The sequence below is a fragment of the Allomuricauda sp. NFXS6 genome (assembly GCF_040148835.1).
Lineage (GTDB): Bacteria > Bacteroidota > Bacteroidia > Flavobacteriales > Flavobacteriaceae > Flagellimonas.
Genome location: NZ_JAGEMG010000003.1, coordinates 1 through 15,746 on the forward strand (window position 1 = coordinate 1; position 15,746 = coordinate 15,746).

Sequence of the window (15,746 nt, forward strand, 5' to 3'; positions counted from 1 at the left end):
GCAGCCGAGCGGTACTAATTGCCCGTAAGCTTGCGCATTGCCCTTTCGCAAGCTCCTTATGATCAGGACATACCTCGTTGATTCTTCTTTACGGATGCACGCATCCGTCCCATAATATGTCATATTACTTTGATGAAACTGCCCTTGGGGCTTGCCGGCAATGCCCGGTACATCCCCAAGAGATCCCGGAACAGGTCCGGGACAAGTTCTAGGTGGCCATGGCGACGGGGCCCACCCCTTTCCATTCCGAACAGGGAAGTTAAGCCCGTTTGCGCCGATGGTACTGCCACACCAGGTGGGAGAGTAGGTCGCCGCCTTCTTTGAAGCCCTTCACATATGTGAGGGGCTTTTTTTATGCTCCGGTTTTGAGGTATATTTATACGCACAAAATATAGCATCCCATTGAGTACCCAATCCAATCCTGTCCTACTAGAAGAAAAACTAAATGCCTATTCCCATGCCTTGGGAATCGTGCTTGCGGCCATAGGAGGAATCTTTTTATTTCAAAACGATTTGGGAGCCGTGCCTTTTATGAAAGAGAGCATTGGTGCCTATGTAGCTTCGTTACTTTTATTATTTACAGCATCAACCATTTATCATGCGGTGGTAAATCCAAAGTTCAAGAAACGACTTAGGATTTTAGACCATATCAGTATTTATTATTTGATTGCAGGGACATACACTCCAGTATGCCTCTCTGTATTGTTGCCATCCAAAGGATGGTTATTGTTTTACTTGGTATGGGGAATAGCTCTTTTCGGTACCATACTCAAGATATTCTTCACCGGTAAGTTTGAAGCCTTTTCACTAGTGCTTTATGGGGTGATGGGATGGCTCATTGTGATTGATTTACCTTATCTACTGGAGCATATGTCCTCATCCCAACTAATATACCTTGCTGCTGGTGGTGCTTTTTATACCATTGGTATCTTATTCTATGCAGTAAAAAAAATACCATATAATCATTTAATATGGCATTTTTTTGTGCTTGGGGGTGCAATAAGTCATTGGATGTTGGTCTATTCCTTAATCCAATAAAAAATTTGGTGCTCTGTTGTAATAGCCCTGTGCGGTGGAGTTGAACTTGGATTGCATATTGGGAGAAACTGTAAAAGAATATTTATTGTTTTTTAGAACTCCACTCAGGTAGCTGTTGTAATCAGGTATTCCTTGAAATCCTTTAATTTCTACTTGTTGCACTTTGAATCCATCATTTTCATAAACCGTATAGAAACCCCATGATTGTATTTCCTCCGGAATTTGTGGCAGAATTACTTGATCCATTTTTTGGCTATCATAAACCAAATTCCATCGATAGGAAACATTTAACCCGTTGATGATCTCTGGAGTTTCAGAATCAATGAAGATTTTACCAACCGTATGACCAACACCAGACGTGGTAATATCAATTTGATTGTTAAGGAAGCTATAATCAACTGACCAATCCACTGGGGTAAAACTACCTTCAGGTTGACCGGTTCTTTCCGTAAAATAATCATTTATTCTAACCGTATATTTATAATTGGTGAAAGCATCGCTTATAAAATATGGGATGCCATTGGGCGGTATGTATCCGTAACCATGGTTATGAATAAGATGATTTATATTGTTATTGAATTCGTTCAGGTTGAAAAAACCGCGAATATCGATAGTTGAACTTTCAAATGCCTGACTATTCATGATAGGGTCATAAAAGCGTTGTTCCACACCTTGAGTTGTAAACATATCTGCAGAAATGATTAAATCTGAAGCAATATTGGAATCCAATACCGCATAGGAATATGTATTTAAGGTGTTGTTGTACATAGCCAAATAAAATGAATCAGATTGAAGGGCACTGTTTACAGTCTTTCGCTGTACAATAGAAATATCACTGGTAGGGCCACTTTCTATTTGATTAAAATTGGCGTAATAATCAAATCCCTGGGCCACAATATTAAGCTCATCATTAAAATCGAAATTTTCGGTGGGGACCAGATAGGAGAATGACGAATTTAGAAACCTTTTATTGGCTTTTAAGTTCATTGTTGGCATCACGGCAGGAGAAACATTTTGGACTGTGGTAAACTCCGTTGCATTGCCTATTGCTCCACTAATGTATTCCCCAAAAGTAATCATATATTCAAAATCTCCTTCTATCTCGTTGGTTGTCTGTAGCTTGACCACTTCTGTATCACTATAAATCCTTTTTATATCCAATAGTTGGCCTTCCATATCTGAGGCAAAAACAAATAGTCTTGCTGATTCCGGGTTATAGAAACCTGTTGGAATGTTAATTGTAATTAATCGTCGCAATATCTCTATTGGAAATTCTACAATGGTCTCATTGCCCAACGAATCCAATGCTTTGATATAAATACTGATTGCCCCGGTGTTGAATCCATTTGGATTTAATTCCCATTCATGGGTTACCTCTCCTTCAAGAACCAATTGAGAAGAGTCCTCCATTAAAAACTCAACTGAAGTAATAGCTGAGTATTCATCGGTAATATTAGGTGATACCATTGTCGATTCGTCAACAATTTGATTCGCTGCAATGGATTCCAAAGAAACAATGGGTCCGGTATTATCTGAAATGAAAGCTACATCATATGTCGCCACATTATCGGCAAGATCTACGGCTTCTATCTTGAATGAATTTTCACCATCGGACAGCTCTAAAGTGTTCAGGTTGATTTCATATGTGCCATCTGTATGCTCTTCCAATAAGGTTTCGTTCAAATAGGTTTTTACAGAATTCAAGCCCTCATTATCACTTACACTAAAAGTGACAGTATTGGTGTCTCCTCCTATAACCTGTCCATCCGTTAAGGAAACCTCAGCGATAGAAGGTAATTCGTTGTCAATATGGATAACTTGTTCCTTGGATGTTTCGTTTCCAGAGGTATCGGTTACGGTAACTTTTAGGATGTAGTCGGTAAACTTACCTGTTAATGTATTTTTTGACGCATAACTTGATACATCAATGACAATTTGATAGGGTGAAGTTGTATCTTCACCAACTTTTTCTCCATCAATAAAAGCCTCTACTTTAGCGACTCCGCCAGCATCCTGTGCATCTACTTCTACAACAATTTGATTGCTTATAACTGGAGTTTCGGAACTTGTTGAACTTGGATTTCCTGGAATTGAAAAATCTACTTCGGGTGCAATTACATCAGGTTCTGGTGTCGGAGCAGGGTCTTCGGAGTCGGAAGAGCAGGAATACAACATGGTACTAGCTGCCAATAGCAGCATAATAGGACGTAAAAAATTCATGAAGCTAGTTTAGTTGAGGGAAAAATAATTCTTTTTGGTGAAAAAACATTGTTTTTTACCTTGGAAAAGTAAGAAAATTCGGTAAAATACTGGTTTTCAGAAATTGTAGGATTCGGTAACCATAATTACACCAAATAGGCGATCCCGATTCCCAATATGATTACCACCAATTTTCTAAGGTTAAAGGCATGCCCTTGCGCACTTTCAAACAAAATAATGGTGGATATATGAAAGAAGACTCCAATGGCCAAGGCAGTAAGTAGATGCCCGTAATTCGCCACTATCTGGGATGTGGAGATATAACTTCCTAAGGGTGTCATCAAGGAAAAAGCACCGATGAACAATAGGGTGGTTGTCAGCTTCATTTTTGAATTGATCAAAAAGATGCTCAAGATAATGGCTATCGGAATTTTGTGGATAATGATTCCGTAGAGGATGGAATCATTATCATGTATGGGAACCCCTTCCACCAACGCATGGATGGAAAGACTGATAAACAATACTACAGGAAACTTATTTTTTTCTAGATGAAAATGCATATGTCCATGTTCCGCTCCTTTGGAGAAAAACTCCAAAAACACTTGCAGCAGAATACCCCCCAAAATAAATAGGGCTATGGTTTTTGGTTCATGTCCATTATAGACATCCGGTAATAATTCAAAAAATGTTAGCGATAACAAAAATGCGCCACTAAAAGCCAACAAGAGTTTAATGTTGTGGTTATTTTTTGGTTTTGTGAACCAAACAAATCCAAATCCGGCCCAAACAGCCAAAATGGGTATGAGATAAATTATAGCGGAAGGAAAATCCATAGGTAGAATTAAAGGAGCAAAAATAGCCTATTTTTGCGTAAAGTTTTTAAGATAGTATGACTGGAAATTTTAAGATGATGGCCAAAACCCTTTACGGTTTCGAGCCTATTTTGGCAAAGGAGCTTCGTAATTTGGGTGCTGGCCATGTGGAGGAAGGTGTTCGTAATGTTACTTTTGAAGGGGATACCGGTTTTATGTACAAGGCAAACCTTTGTTTGCGAACCGCACTAAAGGTGTTCAAGCCCATAAAAACCTTTCGGGTTTTTAACGAAAAGGACCTTTATAGACATATTTACGATTTGGATTGGCCGGATATTTTTGGAGTGGAAAAAACTTTTGCCATTGACAGTATTGCCAATACGGAGGTTTTTGACAACTCCATGTTCGTGTCATTAAAGGCCAAGGATGCCATAGTTGACAAGTTTAGGGAAGTTGTTCGAGAACGTCCCAATGTGAAGACGCAAGACCCTGATATTCGAATCAACATACATATTTTTAAAAATACGTGCACAGTTTCTTTGGACAGTTCTGGGAATTCCTTGCACCAAAGGGGATACCGTATTTTGACCAACATAGCACCCATAAACGAAGTGTTGGCCGCTGGCCTTTTGCTTAAGAGCGGTTGGGACGGCCAAACGGATTTTTTTGATCCTATGTGCGGAAGCGGAACTTTTTTGATCGAGGCGGCGATGATTGCCTGTAATATTCCGGCAAACATCAACAGGGAATCCTATGCGTTTATGCATTGGAACGATTATGATGCCGAGCTTCACAATAAAATTGTGGATGCCAGTTTAAAGAAAGTACGAGAGTTTCATCATAAAATCATTGGTTACGACAAAGCTCCTTCGGCCGTGCGAAAAGCGCAAGAAAATGTAGATCACGCCAACCTATCGGATTACATTACTGTGGAACGCAAAGATTTTTTCAGGGCCGACAAGCCAGTAGAGGGTAAATTGCACATGGTTTTCAATCCACCTTATGGAGAAAGATTGCCCATTGATATGGAAATTTTCTATGGTAAAATAGGGGACACCTTTAAGAAAATATATCCGGGAACGGATGCCTGGTTGATCACTTCAAATTTGGAGGCACTAAAGCACATCGGCTTAAAGACATCTAAAAGGATAAAGACCTTTAATGGTAAATTAGAAGCAAGATTGGTAAAGTACGATATCTACGAGGGTAGCAAAAAAGCCAAGTTTCAGGATAACGATTAGTTGTGTGCGCACAAAAAAATAGGTGGTCTTAAAATGTATTTGACAAATACTAAAAGAATTGTTTAGATTTGGTGATGTGTTTAAAACACGACTAACTAACTCAACCAAGTTTTATAGAAGGAGTCCAATGTGGCTCCTTTTATTTTTCCGACCAGATGGCAAGCTCATTTCCAGAAGAATCCGTAAAATGGAATCTTTTTCCTCCCGGAAACTCAAAAATCTCTTTGGTCACAGAACCCCCTGCCGCAATTACTTTATCTTTTATTGCAACCAGGTCTTTATGGTATAGTACAATCAGAACCCCATTGGTGATAGGTTCAGTGGTCAGCTCAAAACCACCATTGATCCCACTTTCTGAAAATGCGGTATAGGTTGGTCCATAATCGGTAAAAGTCCAACCAAAGGTTTGAGAATAAAATGCTTTGGTCATTTCCAGATCTGTTGATTTGAACTCGATATAGTCGATACGGGTAGTTTCCATATTATTGTTGATTATCTTCTTTTGGTTTTTTGGACTTTTTGTAAAGGGGAATAAAGTAGGTGATGGAATAATTGTAGTTCACTCCAAATTTACTGCCCTCGGTAACTTTATTAAATCCGGGAATCCATAGATTGGGGAATGCTTCATCCTCTGTATTGGTGACCAAGAAGCCCAAACGCGTACTCATGCCTGCAAAAATATTGGCGAACAGCTCTACTTTAACTCCCACCACAAATTCCAGCCACGAAGCGGATAACCCATTAAATTCACGATCTGGATTTTCACCGGACAAAAAATCTTGGTTGAAGAAACGGTCCGTTTCATACAAGTTGTATTCATTTAAAGTCTGACTAAAACTCGCCACGGCATAGCGCCCACCAATGGTAATGGCATTGTTCATGCCATACCAATTTTCATAGGTGTTCAAATCTACTCCCGCCTTAATATAGCTTCCGGAAGTTTCGTAGTCGTACAATAGGGTATTGTTCAGGTTTTCTCTCTGTCTTTTGGTTTCGTTCCCTATTTCGGCAGCCAAATACAGTTTACGGGTAAGTCGGTAGTCGCCCACCAATTCCAAACCTGTATAATCTTCGTCCACAAAAGAGAGCACTAATTTACTGATGTCGGCACCCACACGCAGGCCATATTGATCCTTATATTCTACAGTATCTTTTTGGGAAAGATCCAGAGGCTCGCTTTGTGCTTCCGCCAAAATAGGTAGTAGACCAATTAAAATGCTAATGAAATATTTTGACATGGATGTTATTGGTGTTTTCTACATTCGGTTGAACAACCTTAATATCTTGAATCCAGTTTTCGGCACTTTCTGGAACCGTAACAGCAATTTTGTTGTAGTTGACTACAAAACCGCAGGCTCTTGAAATAAAGGCTTCGCCAAGTTCGTAAGAAATGGTCAAGGTGTCAATATTTCCAGTTTCCTGATCGGTTTCATCATCATCGGCCGAATTTGAAATAATTTGGTACATGGTAGTGGTTGCATTACTTCTTAATGGCACTTGTAAGGAATCGGGCGAGTTTGATCTATCACTAAAAGAAGCGTTGGATAATACACTATCGATGTCGATACTTCTAATTCGTATTGAAGGAACTCTTTTTGCCGCAGTGGTATCATCTATGTTAAAAAAACCGATGACCATAAGCGGTGTATCGCCCTCAACGCATATATCGTCCTTTTCACAGGAAGAAACAAAGTAGAGCGTTGCTGCAATAAGTAGGATGGGGATTATTTTCTTCATTCCGGTTACCTATGGATTTTAATTCAAAAACTACACCCGTTTTTCCAAAAGTACAACATTTTCAACGTGGTGCGTTTGCGGGAACATATCAACCGGTTGAACTTTGGTTACTTTGTATTTTTCTTTCATTAGCGCCAAATCCCTGGCCTGGGTCGCGCTATTGCAGCTAACGTAAACAATTTTTGGCGGAGCTACCTGTAAAAGTTGTTCAACCACCTGTTTGTGCATACCATCGCGGGGGGGATCTGTAATAATAACATCGGGTTGCCCATGTTCTTCTATAAACACATTGTTGAACACATTTTTCATATCGCCAACAAAGAATTCCGTATTTGAAATGTTGTTGTGCAGCGCATTGGACTTGGCATCTTCAATAGCTTCGGGAACGGATTCCACCCCAACCACTTTTCTGGCGTTTTTGGAGATAAACTGGGCAATGGTTCCAGTGCCCGTATACAGATCGTATACCAATTCCTCTCCGGTAAGTCCAGCAAAATCAAGTGCTACTTTATAAAGTTCGTAGGCTTGGGCCGAGTTGGTCTGATAAAACGATTTTGCATTGATTTTGAATTGAAGCCCTTCCATTTCCTCAAAAATATGATCACGACCTGCATAGCAAATCACCTCTTGATCATAAATGGTGTCGTTTCCTTTGGAATTGATGACGTAAAGCAATGCAGTTATCTCCGGGAATGTTTCCTTTAAATGATTCAGGAGCAATTCGCGATACTCCTTATTTTCTTCAAAGAACTGGATAAGAACCATAATTTCCCCTGTGGATGATGTCCTAATCATAAGGGTTCGCAAAAGTCCTTCTTGTCTTCTTGGGTTAAAAAAGGTTAATCCAATTTTGTTGGCAAAGTTTTTCGTTTCCAATCGTATGGCATTGGAAGGATCTTTTTGCAAATGGCACTTTTTAATGTCCAATATTTTGTCCCACATGCCAGGAATATGGAATCCCAAAGCATTCCTATCTTCAATTTCAATGTCGGAGTTGATTTCTTCCTGAGTCAACCATCGACTATCGGAAAAAGAGAACTCCATCTTGTTTCGGTAAAAATATTGTTCTTTGGAACCCAAAATAGGTGTTGTCTCGGGTAGCTCTAGGTTTCCTATGCGTTTTAGGTTGTTCTCGACTTCTTTTTGCTTAAAATGGAGCTGGTGTTCGTAGCCCATATGTTGCCATTTGCATCCTCCACATACACCGAAGTGCTCACAAACAGGTTCTGTTCTTTTGTCGGAAAGTGTATGGAAGTTGGTGGCAACGCCCTCAAAATAGGCTTTTCGTTTTTTGGTGGTCATCACATCCACTACATCACCGGGCACGGCATTGGTCAAGAAAATTATCCGTCCGTCCGGGGCCTTGCCCACGGATTTTCCCTTTGCACCGGCGTCGACTACTTCTACCTTTTCAAACGTTTTTCTCCTTCTATTTTTACGCATGCCGCAAAAGTAAGTTCTTTTTGGTATTTCACAGAACGCAGCCTCTTAAATTGCATCTAAACTTTCGGTTGTTCAAGTGTGAATCCACGCTCAGAAAATTACATTTTCATTAATTAATTTGTAATTTGCGGGCACTCCAAGGGATGATTTCTCTCCCACGCTGCTTTTTCGCCCCGATCACTGTTGGGACTTCGAAAGAATAAAGGTACAGTAGGAATGGTTATTTTATCAATTTTAATCATTTAATGAAATGGCTGTTTTAGAGCATTTAACATCGCAGCAAGCGATAGAACTGGAAAACAAATACGGAGCGCACAATTATCACCCGTTGCCTGTTGTTTTGAGCAAGGGTGAAGGTGTTTATGTCTGGGATGCGGAAGGAAAGAAATACTATGATTTTCTCTCCGCTTATTCTGCAGTGAACCAAGGACATTGTCACCCAAAAATTGTGGGTGCCATGGTAGAGCAGGCAAAAAGATTGACCTTGACTTCCCGTGCTTTTTATAATGATATGTTGGGGAAGTACGAGAAATTTGCGACCGAAACCTTTGGTTTTGATAAGTTGTTGCCCATGAACACTGGGGCGGAGGCCGTTGAGACCGCTTTGAAGATTTGTAGAAGATGGGCATACCAAAAGAAAGGTATACCCGAGAACCAAGCCAAGGTGATTGTTTGTGAAAATAACTTTCACGGTAGAACGACCACAATAATTTCTTTTTCCAATGATGAAGTGGCACGAGAAAATTATGGTCCTTACACCGAAGGATTTGTAAAAATCGAGTACGATAATTTGATAGCCTTGGAAAATGCCCTTAAAAGCAATCCGCACGTTGCAGGCTTCTTGGTGGAACCAATACAGGGCGAAGCAGGGGTTTATGTGCCATCCGAAGGATATTTAAAACAGGCCAAGATCCTTTGTGAACAATACAATGTGCTTTTTATCGCGGATGAAGTACAGACCGGCATTGCCAGAACGGGCAGGTTATTGGCAACTTGTGGCAATTGTTCATGTCCAGATAAAAATTGTAGTGGTACACCAGAAGTAAAACCCGATATCCTGATTTTGGGCAAAGCCCTTTCTGGGGGCGTATACCCTGTTTCGGGTGTTTTGGCCAACGATGATATTATGGAAGTGATCACCCCAGGAAGTCATGGAAGTACTTTTGGAGGTAATCCTGTCGCTGCTGCCGTGAGTACGGCTGCTTTGGAGGTGGTGAAAGAAGAGAACCTGGCGCAGAATGCCGAAGAATTGGGGGAATTGTTCCGTGAAGAACTAAATAAATTTATCCCAACTTGTGATTTGGTGGTGAAAGTTAGAGGCAAGGGATTGCTCAATGCTATCGTAATCAACGATACCGAAGATAGTTCCACAGCTTGGGATATTTGTATGGCCTTAAAGGAAAATGGCTTGTTGGCAAAACCAACGCATGGCAATATTATCCGTTTTGCGCCACCTTTGGTGATGAACCGCGAGCAATTGATGGATTGTGTATCCATTATTATAAAAACGCTAGAGGGCTTTACCAAATAAGTAGGAAAGATTGATTTTTTATTAAAATAAAAATGCGGGTGAATTCACCCGCATTTTCTTTATGTATCGTTGGAAATAACATCAGTTATAAAAACCAATATCCTAATCCCACGGTTAAATAATTTCCTCTAAGTTTTACATCTTCACTTCCTGTATATGAGTTGTTCAATTGGAAAGTGTAGCGTGCTTCAACAAAAAAATCTTCTGTAATATCATACCCTATTCCTCCGGCAATATCAAACTCAAAACTGCTGATTTCATCTGGGATATCATCTTCCAGGGAGAAAACCAATTGTGGACCAGCCTGAAGGTTGAATTTTTCTGAAATGGCAAATTTACCTAAAATGGGAAGGAATAATGCGCTGGCCTCATTTACATTGACATAGAGAAGTTCAGGTTGGATGTTGAAGTTTTCAGCAACCCCAAAATCCGCCGCTGCACCAAAATAAAATCCCGATTCGGAATCCGAAATGCTGATTCCTTCCGCTTTTACGCTGCCACGGGCATTAAGATAACCTGCTGTTGCTCCAAACCTAACGTCTTGGGCTTGTGAGGAACAAACGAACCCCACTACTGCAAGGCCTACAAAAAAAAGTTTTTTCATGTTTAATTAAATTTATGTTACGGAGGTAAATATAGCGATATAATTAATTGTAAGATTATATCTACAAAAAAAGTAATGGGTTGGATTTTGAGAAAAATACTTTAACACACAGCGGCTTCCACTAAACGAAGCTGTTTTTTATAAGCATTGAAGCTTGCTTCAATACCAATGGGAAGGGTAGAGTTTTGGGGAATGTGTCCGAAACTCATCCCATAAACTGCGGGAATTCCCAATGGAGAAATTCTATCCATAATAACTTCTCTGAGCGTAAAATTCTCGGTGGTTCGTTTGCGATCGCAACCTTTGCATACCCCGAAAATAATTCCCTTGGCCTTGGTAAAACTTTCAACATTGGCCAGTTGGGTAAGCATACGGTCTATGCGATAGGGAGCTTCCTCAACATCTTCCAACAGTACAAGTTTGTCGGTAAAGTCGATTTCGTAAGGAGTTCCTATCATAGCGGCCACCAAAGTTAAACTGCCTCCAACGAGTTCGCCCTGTCCAACTCCGGGATTAATGGTGTACCGATAGTATTCGCTGTTTCGGTATTGTTTTGGATCTTTCAGAATGGCATTTTTGATGGGCAAGGTTTCCTGTGGATCCATCAAAACTTTTTTAAAATAGGCCTGACTGTATTCGTTATCCAGTGTTTTGCCCACAGGCCCGTGGAAACAAACCAAACCGGTTTTTTGGTAGATCGTGTTGATCAAAGCAGTAATATCGCTAAAACCAATCAATGCCTTTGGGTTGTTTTCAATGGTATCATAGTCCAATTTATCCAAAATACGGGTGCATCCATAACCGCCTCGGGCACAAAGTATGGCATCAATATCTGGATTGGTGAACATTTCGTTTAAATCCTTTGCCCGCTCTTCATCTGTATTGCTGAAATACCCATGATTACCCTTAATACGATCCGTATAGTAGGTTTTAAAGCCCATTTTTTGCAATGTATCGACTGCAAGATAAAGCGCTTCGGGTTTTACCGCAAAGCCTGGTGCGACCAAGCCAATGGTGTCCCCTAAATTTAATTTTTTGGGTTTTGTTTTGGATTTGGGTTTGGAAAAAGATTCATTGCTCCACGCTTTTTGGTGCAAAAGGGTAAGGGCACCTAATGCAGTGGCAGATTTTAAAAAGCTTCTTCTTTTGGACATTTGAAAAGGGATTATGCAACGCAAAGATAAACATCCATCAAACCTAAAAGAAAAAGATTAATCAATCACTGTTTCTTTCATCCCTTCGCAATTGTCTCTGAATTTTTCGAATGGCCGATTCAATGGACTTTTCAGGCTCTATAATGTTGTATTCACCCCAAAAGTTAGGGTCGGAGAATCCTGAAGCTTCATCACTGAGAATAATGGACTCCCTGATTCTTTGACGATATTTGGGTCTTTCGGCCTTAGTGACTTTTTCCCAGTCCGTAATGGCCATTTCAGCGGTCATACTGTATTGGGAATTGAACCATTTATCGGCCCAGTCCACTTTAAACTCCATAAATACGCTACTGTAACCGTAGAACCATTTCCCGTCTTTTTCCCGATAATCTACCCTATATGCGACTTCGGTTGGCCAAACATCCACTTTGGCAGGCTTTTTTCGAACAAAAAGTTGTGCTGCCAGGTTTCTATCAGTAATGTTCAGGGAAAAAATGGCTCCTGTCAAAATTTTGTTTTCCACGTCGATATATAGTTCACCTTGGTACAAAGGTTCCAAAATTCCTTCGTATTGATCGAATTTGATTACATAGATCAATCTATCGTTTGTTCTGGTGGAGCGGTCAAAAGTGAATTTATAATTGGTCAAATCCTCTTCTGCAAAGATGTATTGTGGATATTTCATCATATCAACATACAGCGTGTTGTAAGGTCCTCCTTGTAGTTTGAGTGCAACCGTGTCCAGTTTGCTGTAATCCGTACTCTTTCTTGCTTTATATAGTTCAACGGCATCATCTCTTCCAATGCTATAGGGTGTTTTGTACACGTTGACCACGGCCTCGGCCAAAGAGACGTTCTTTCTTCTTCTTTTAATGGTTTCTCTGTAAAATGCCGTCATTAAGGTGGGATCCTCAAAGTAATTCTCCCCTCTGTTTTTCAAGGTTTCTTTTACCTGGGCCAACGCGTCTTTTGGTGCATTGATGTTTACCTCCGACAATTGCGTGGCCGATACTTTCAATGAAATCTCGTTACCTTCCCGCCCAAGGCTGGAAATGGGGATTATTTTGGTTTTATATCCCAAAAAAGAAACTACCAGATTTTTATTGATATGCTCTTTGGGCACTTTTAGGAGAAAATTACCTTCCGTATTGGTTATGGTGCTAATATTGGTGCCTTCCACCGTGAGGGTGGCAAAAACCAAGGACTTATTGCTCGACTCCTCCTTGACCTCTCCACTATATTCATTATAATCCACTCCAGTTTCCTCTTGTTGAAACGACAAAGCTTTGTTAGGACTAAACATGATCAATCCGACCGCCAAGAGCAAAAGCGCTTGGGATTTTACTTTTAAAATAAATGATGGGGTTCTCAATAACATATGCGCAATTTTTCTTTTTTCCATTTTATTAAATATACAAAAAAATACACATAAGTTTTTCCCTAACTTTAGTTAAAAAGCCCAATAATTCACTATGAATCAGAAAGAAGGGGTTTGTTTTAGTCCACCATAAAGAGCGCATTGGCAAAGAACAACTTACCGTTTTCCCAAAACCCTCTGAACAGGGGATTGTCCACCATATAGATTACCTGTCCACGACCGTGGCTTTCCACTCCGAAGACCAAGGTCTCCGAAATTCTTTTTTGTGCTTCGGTGCCTGCAAAACCAGAAAATGGCTTGGTGTTTTGTTCCAGGTACACTGCGTTGCCGTTGTCGAGGTATGCATAAGCACTGCTTCCCAGTTTTAAAGAGAAATAATCGGAACCATAGCCATACGCCAATGGATTGGAGTTGTCTACTTTGGTTTTAAAGATAGCTCCGGTTATTGCTCCTTTGATACGTTCTCGCTCCCAATCTTTATAGGGTTGGGGTGTATTGTCGCTGGTGTCTTTTTCCATTTTCTTTTTTTCGATTCCGAATCCTTTTTCGCCGTCAAGTGCATCAATGGAGCCGCCCATGGCAATTATTTTTCCGCCTTGCCTAACCCAATCTTTAAGTTTGGATAGCTGGTCTTCGTTAAAATGATTCCCGTATCGTCCATCTGGTAGAACCAAAATGTTGTACTCGTTCAGGTCCACACGGTTTGCATATTCGTCATCGATCACGGTGAGCGGATAATGCAATTGCTGCTCAAAAAAGTGCCAGATTTCCCCAAATCTTAAGGTTGAAGTAGGTCCGCCGGAAAGCACGGCAACTTTGGGTTTGGTGACCATTTGAATGGATGAGGAACCAAAATCTTTTCCGGTATCTACAAAACCGGTGCTTGTGGGTATAATTTCTTTTTCAAATTTAGCAGTAATGGTTTGTAGGGTTTGGGTAAAATCGTCTTTATTCTCATTATCACCTTTGGTGATGATCAAAGTACCACGCTCAAAGGATTTGCCTTCAATACTGAAAGGATGGTCTGCTTTACGAACTCGTATGCCTTCATTTAAAAGTGCGGCCAAAAAGCGGGCGTCATCCATACTGTTCCAATCGGTGAGATATGCATAGCTTCCATTATTTATATTGTAAGAAGTTGTGGTTTCCTGCACATTTTGGGCAGAAACCGAAGATGTGGAAGCCACAGCATCCAACCCGTAGGCATAAGGCAAAGACCATGCGGTAATGTCGTAGGTCAAGGAATCCGAAAGTTTGGCATTGGGCTCGAACAATACCTTTACCAAAGTTCCCTTGGGTTGGTCGGTGGAAACCACCATACCATTTTTATTGATGGACAGGCTTCCGTTGCTGCCTGTGCTGTAACTATGTCCCCTATAGGATCCACTTACAAGGTCTCCATATTCAATGTTGTGTTTTTCCAAAAGGGATTTAAGGGCATTCAATTTGTCCTTGTCACCTTTGAGCACATAGCTTTGGTACTTGAATTCTTTATTTTGATGAAACTTTCTGAATTCCTCATTTAATTTCTCCGCGTTTTTGGAAGAAACTTCAACGGTGGAAAGCCCTGTGGTAAAATGATGGGCAATTCTATCTTTTAAGGTAAGGGTATCTCCGATGGCAGTTATTACACCAAGACCTGCTCTTCCACTACCGCCCTGCTCGTAGGTCATTCCTATAGAGCCGTTGTAGATGGGGTAGGTATCACCATAACTTGGGTACAATAGGTCAAAAACCTCTTTGGTGAAGTAAAACCAGCCGTTGGCATCAAAATATTTGGCGTGATTTCTACCAAGGGTTACTTGAAAATCGCGTTGGAAATCGGTGATCACCTCATGATAGGGTTCTGCCGCAGGTGCAAAATAATAGGGGTTGTTTACACCTTGTTCATGGAAATCCACATGAATGTGGGGCAACCATTGATTGAACATTTTTAGTCGTTGCTGACTTTCCACCTGGGTAAGCCATGCCCAGTCACGGTTCAGGTCGAACATATAGTGGTTGCTACGTCCGCTCCACCAACCCTCATGGTGTTCCTTGCTGTTCGGGTCCACTTGGTAGGGCGTGTTTTTATATTGATTGTACCAGTTGCTGTACCGATCTCGCCCATCCGGGTTGATACAGGGGTCCATGATCACCACCGTGTTTTCTAAGTAAGAACTCTTTTTGGTCAAAAGTTCATATATGGTCTTCATGGAAGCTTCGGTACTTACGCTTTCGTTTCCGTGAACATTATAGCTCAACCAAACAATTGCCTTGGAAGCATTTCCCGTTCCTTCGGTATCTTTTAGGTGCTCTTGCCTAATGCTTTCCAGGTTGGCCAGGTTTTCTGCTGAGGAGACATAGGCCAAAATCAAAGGCCTGCGTTCGTTGGTTTTGCCATAAACGGTAAGTTGTACTCTGTCTGGATCAGATTCCGCTAAATATTCGTAATAATCCACCACTTCATGATGGCGGGTAAACTGTGTTCCGAGTTCGTACCCCAAAAATTCTGAAGGGGATTTCAATTGTTGGGCCGATAGGGAAATTGATACTAAAAGAATGAGGGAAAATAAAAATCTGGTCATGCTGGAATTAATTGGTTTTACCAAATTTACTAATAAATTGAA

The 15,746-nt window shown here is 40.7% G+C and carries 13 protein-coding genes and 1 rRNA gene; 4 read left to right on the top strand and 10 right to left on the bottom strand.

Annotated elements, in window-relative coordinates; translation table 11 throughout:
- Positions 1 to 208: 208 nt before the first annotated feature.
- Positions 209 to 320 (top strand): 5S ribosomal RNA (gene rrf, locus J4E06_RS05500).
- Between the two features lie 82 nt (positions 321 to 402).
- The gene (gene trhA, locus J4E06_RS05505) at positions 403 to 1,038 is read left to right on the top strand and encodes a PAQR family membrane homeostasis protein TrhA (RefSeq protein WP_349523036.1); all 636 of its coding nucleotides are present in this window, start codon (positions 403 to 405) and stop codon (positions 1,036 to 1,038) included.
- Here trhA and J4E06_RS05510 read toward each other — a convergent pair.
- Together J4E06_RS05510 and J4E06_RS05515 are read right to left on the bottom strand one after the other, a co-directional pair.
- Positions 1,027 to 3,258, bottom strand: a complete 2,232-nt coding sequence (locus J4E06_RS05510; RefSeq protein ID WP_349523037.1) for an Ig-like domain-containing protein — start codon at positions 3,256 to 3,258, stop codon at positions 1,027 to 1,029. The genes trhA and J4E06_RS05510 overlap by 12 nt on opposite strands.
- Positions 3,259 to 3,383: 125 nt before the next feature.
- Positions 3,384 to 4,070 (bottom strand): ZIP family metal transporter, encoded by a 687-nt coding sequence (locus J4E06_RS05515; RefSeq protein WP_349523038.1) that lies wholly within the window; start codon positions 4,068 to 4,070, stop codon positions 3,384 to 3,386.
- Positions 4,071 to 4,126: 56 nt separating this feature from the next.
- On the opposite strand from J4E06_RS05515, the gene J4E06_RS05520 reads away from it, so the two are divergent.
- Positions 4,127 to 5,290, top strand: a complete 1,164-nt coding sequence (locus tag J4E06_RS05520) for a THUMP domain-containing class I SAM-dependent RNA methyltransferase (RefSeq protein ID WP_349523039.1) — start codon at positions 4,127 to 4,129, stop codon at positions 5,288 to 5,290.
- A 139-nt stretch (positions 5,291 to 5,429) separates the two neighbouring features.
- Here the strand turns inward: J4E06_RS05520 and J4E06_RS05525 are convergent, their stop codons facing one another.
- Genes J4E06_RS05525 through rlmD form a run of 4 tightly spaced genes read right to left on the bottom strand, consistent with a single transcriptional unit; the run spans position 5,430 to position 8,470 of the window.
- Positions 5,430 to 5,771, bottom strand: a complete 342-nt coding sequence (locus J4E06_RS05525) for a VOC family protein (RefSeq protein WP_349523040.1) — start codon at positions 5,769 to 5,771, stop codon at positions 5,430 to 5,432.
- 1 nt (position 5,772) lies between these two features.
- Positions 5,773 to 6,528, bottom strand: a complete 756-nt coding sequence (locus J4E06_RS05530) for a DUF6048 family protein (protein ID WP_349523041.1) — start codon at positions 6,526 to 6,528, stop codon at positions 5,773 to 5,775.
- Complete coding sequence (locus J4E06_RS05535) at positions 6,509 to 7,027, bottom strand: DUF6452 family protein (RefSeq protein ID WP_349523042.1); 519 nt, start codon at positions 7,025 to 7,027, stop codon at positions 6,509 to 6,511. Before J4E06_RS05535 ends, J4E06_RS05530 begins: the two co-directional genes overlap by 20 nt.
- 30 nt (positions 7,028 to 7,057) lie before the next feature.
- The gene (rlmD, locus tag J4E06_RS05540) at positions 7,058 to 8,470 is read right to left on the bottom strand and encodes a 23S rRNA (uracil(1939)-C(5))-methyltransferase RlmD (RefSeq protein ID WP_349523043.1); all 1,413 of its coding nucleotides are present in this window, start codon (positions 8,468 to 8,470) and stop codon (positions 7,058 to 7,060) included.
- Between the two features lie 250 nt (positions 8,471 to 8,720).
- Between rlmD and rocD the strand changes: the two genes are divergently transcribed.
- Complete coding sequence (gene rocD / locus J4E06_RS05545) at positions 8,721 to 10,001, top strand: ornithine--oxo-acid transaminase (protein ID WP_349523044.1); 1,281 nt, start codon at positions 8,721 to 8,723, stop codon at positions 9,999 to 10,001.
- Positions 10,002 to 10,086: 85 nt separating this feature from the next.
- Here rocD and J4E06_RS05550 read toward each other — a convergent pair whose 3' ends face one another.
- From J4E06_RS05550 to J4E06_RS05565, 4 genes are all read right to left on the bottom strand, one after another.
- Positions 10,087 to 10,605: a porin family protein gene (locus J4E06_RS05550; protein ID WP_349523045.1), complete on the bottom strand. Its 519-nt coding sequence runs from the start codon at positions 10,603 to 10,605 to the stop codon at positions 10,087 to 10,089.
- Between the two features lie 101 nt (positions 10,606 to 10,706).
- Positions 10,707 to 11,759, bottom strand: coding sequence for a S66 peptidase family protein (locus J4E06_RS05555; protein ID WP_349523046.1), 1,053 nt, complete (start codon positions 11,757 to 11,759; stop codon positions 10,707 to 10,709).
- Positions 11,760 to 11,820: 61 nt separating this feature from the next.
- On the bottom strand, positions 11,821 to 13,137 hold the full coding sequence (locus J4E06_RS05560; RefSeq protein ID WP_502877338.1) for a carboxypeptidase-like regulatory domain-containing protein: 1,317 nt from the start codon (positions 13,135 to 13,137) through the stop codon (positions 11,821 to 11,823).
- 119 nt (positions 13,138 to 13,256) lie between these two features.
- Positions 13,257 to 15,704: a M14 family metallopeptidase gene (locus J4E06_RS05565; RefSeq protein WP_349523048.1), complete on the bottom strand. Its 2,448-nt coding sequence runs from the start codon at positions 15,702 to 15,704 to the stop codon at positions 13,257 to 13,259.
- Between the last annotated feature and the right edge of the window lie 42 nt (positions 15,705 to 15,746).

Coding starts and splice junctions, on each gene's coding strand:
- J4E06_RS05510 (WP_349523037.1), bottom strand. CDS start 3,258: ATGAATTTTTTACGTCCTATTATGCTGCTATTGGCAGCTAGTACCATG.
- J4E06_RS05515 (WP_349523038.1), bottom strand. CDS start 4,070: ATGGATTTTCCTTCCGCTATAATTTATCTCATACCCATTTTGGCTGTT.
- J4E06_RS05520 (WP_349523039.1), top strand. CDS start 4,127: ATGACTGGAAATTTTAAGATGATGGCCAAAACCCTTTACGGTTTCGAG.
- J4E06_RS05525 (WP_349523040.1), bottom strand. CDS start 5,771: ATGGAAACTACCCGTATCGACTATATCGAGTTCAAATCAACAGATCTG.
- J4E06_RS05530 (WP_349523041.1), bottom strand. CDS start 6,528: ATGTCAAAATATTTCATTAGCATTTTAATTGGTCTACTACCTATTTTG.
- J4E06_RS05535 (WP_349523042.1), bottom strand. CDS start 7,027: ATGAAGAAAATAATCCCCATCCTACTTATTGCAGCAACGCTCTACTTT.
- rlmD (WP_349523043.1), bottom strand. CDS start 8,470: ATGCGTAAAAATAGAAGGAGAAAAACGTTTGAAAAGGTAGAAGTAGTC.
- rocD (WP_349523044.1), top strand. CDS start 8,721: ATGGCTGTTTTAGAGCATTTAACATCGCAGCAAGCGATAGAACTGGAA.
- J4E06_RS05550 (WP_349523045.1), bottom strand. CDS start 10,605: ATGAAAAAACTTTTTTTTGTAGGCCTTGCAGTAGTGGGGTTCGTTTGT.
- J4E06_RS05555 (WP_349523046.1), bottom strand. CDS start 11,759: ATGTCCAAAAGAAGAAGCTTTTTAAAATCTGCCACTGCATTAGGTGCC.
- J4E06_RS05560 (WP_502877338.1), bottom strand. CDS start 13,137: ATGTTATTGAGAACCCCATCATTTATTTTAAAAGTAAAATCCCAAGCG.
- J4E06_RS05565 (WP_349523048.1), bottom strand. CDS start 15,704: ATGACCAGATTTTTATTTTCCCTCATTCTTTTAGTATCAATTTCCCTA.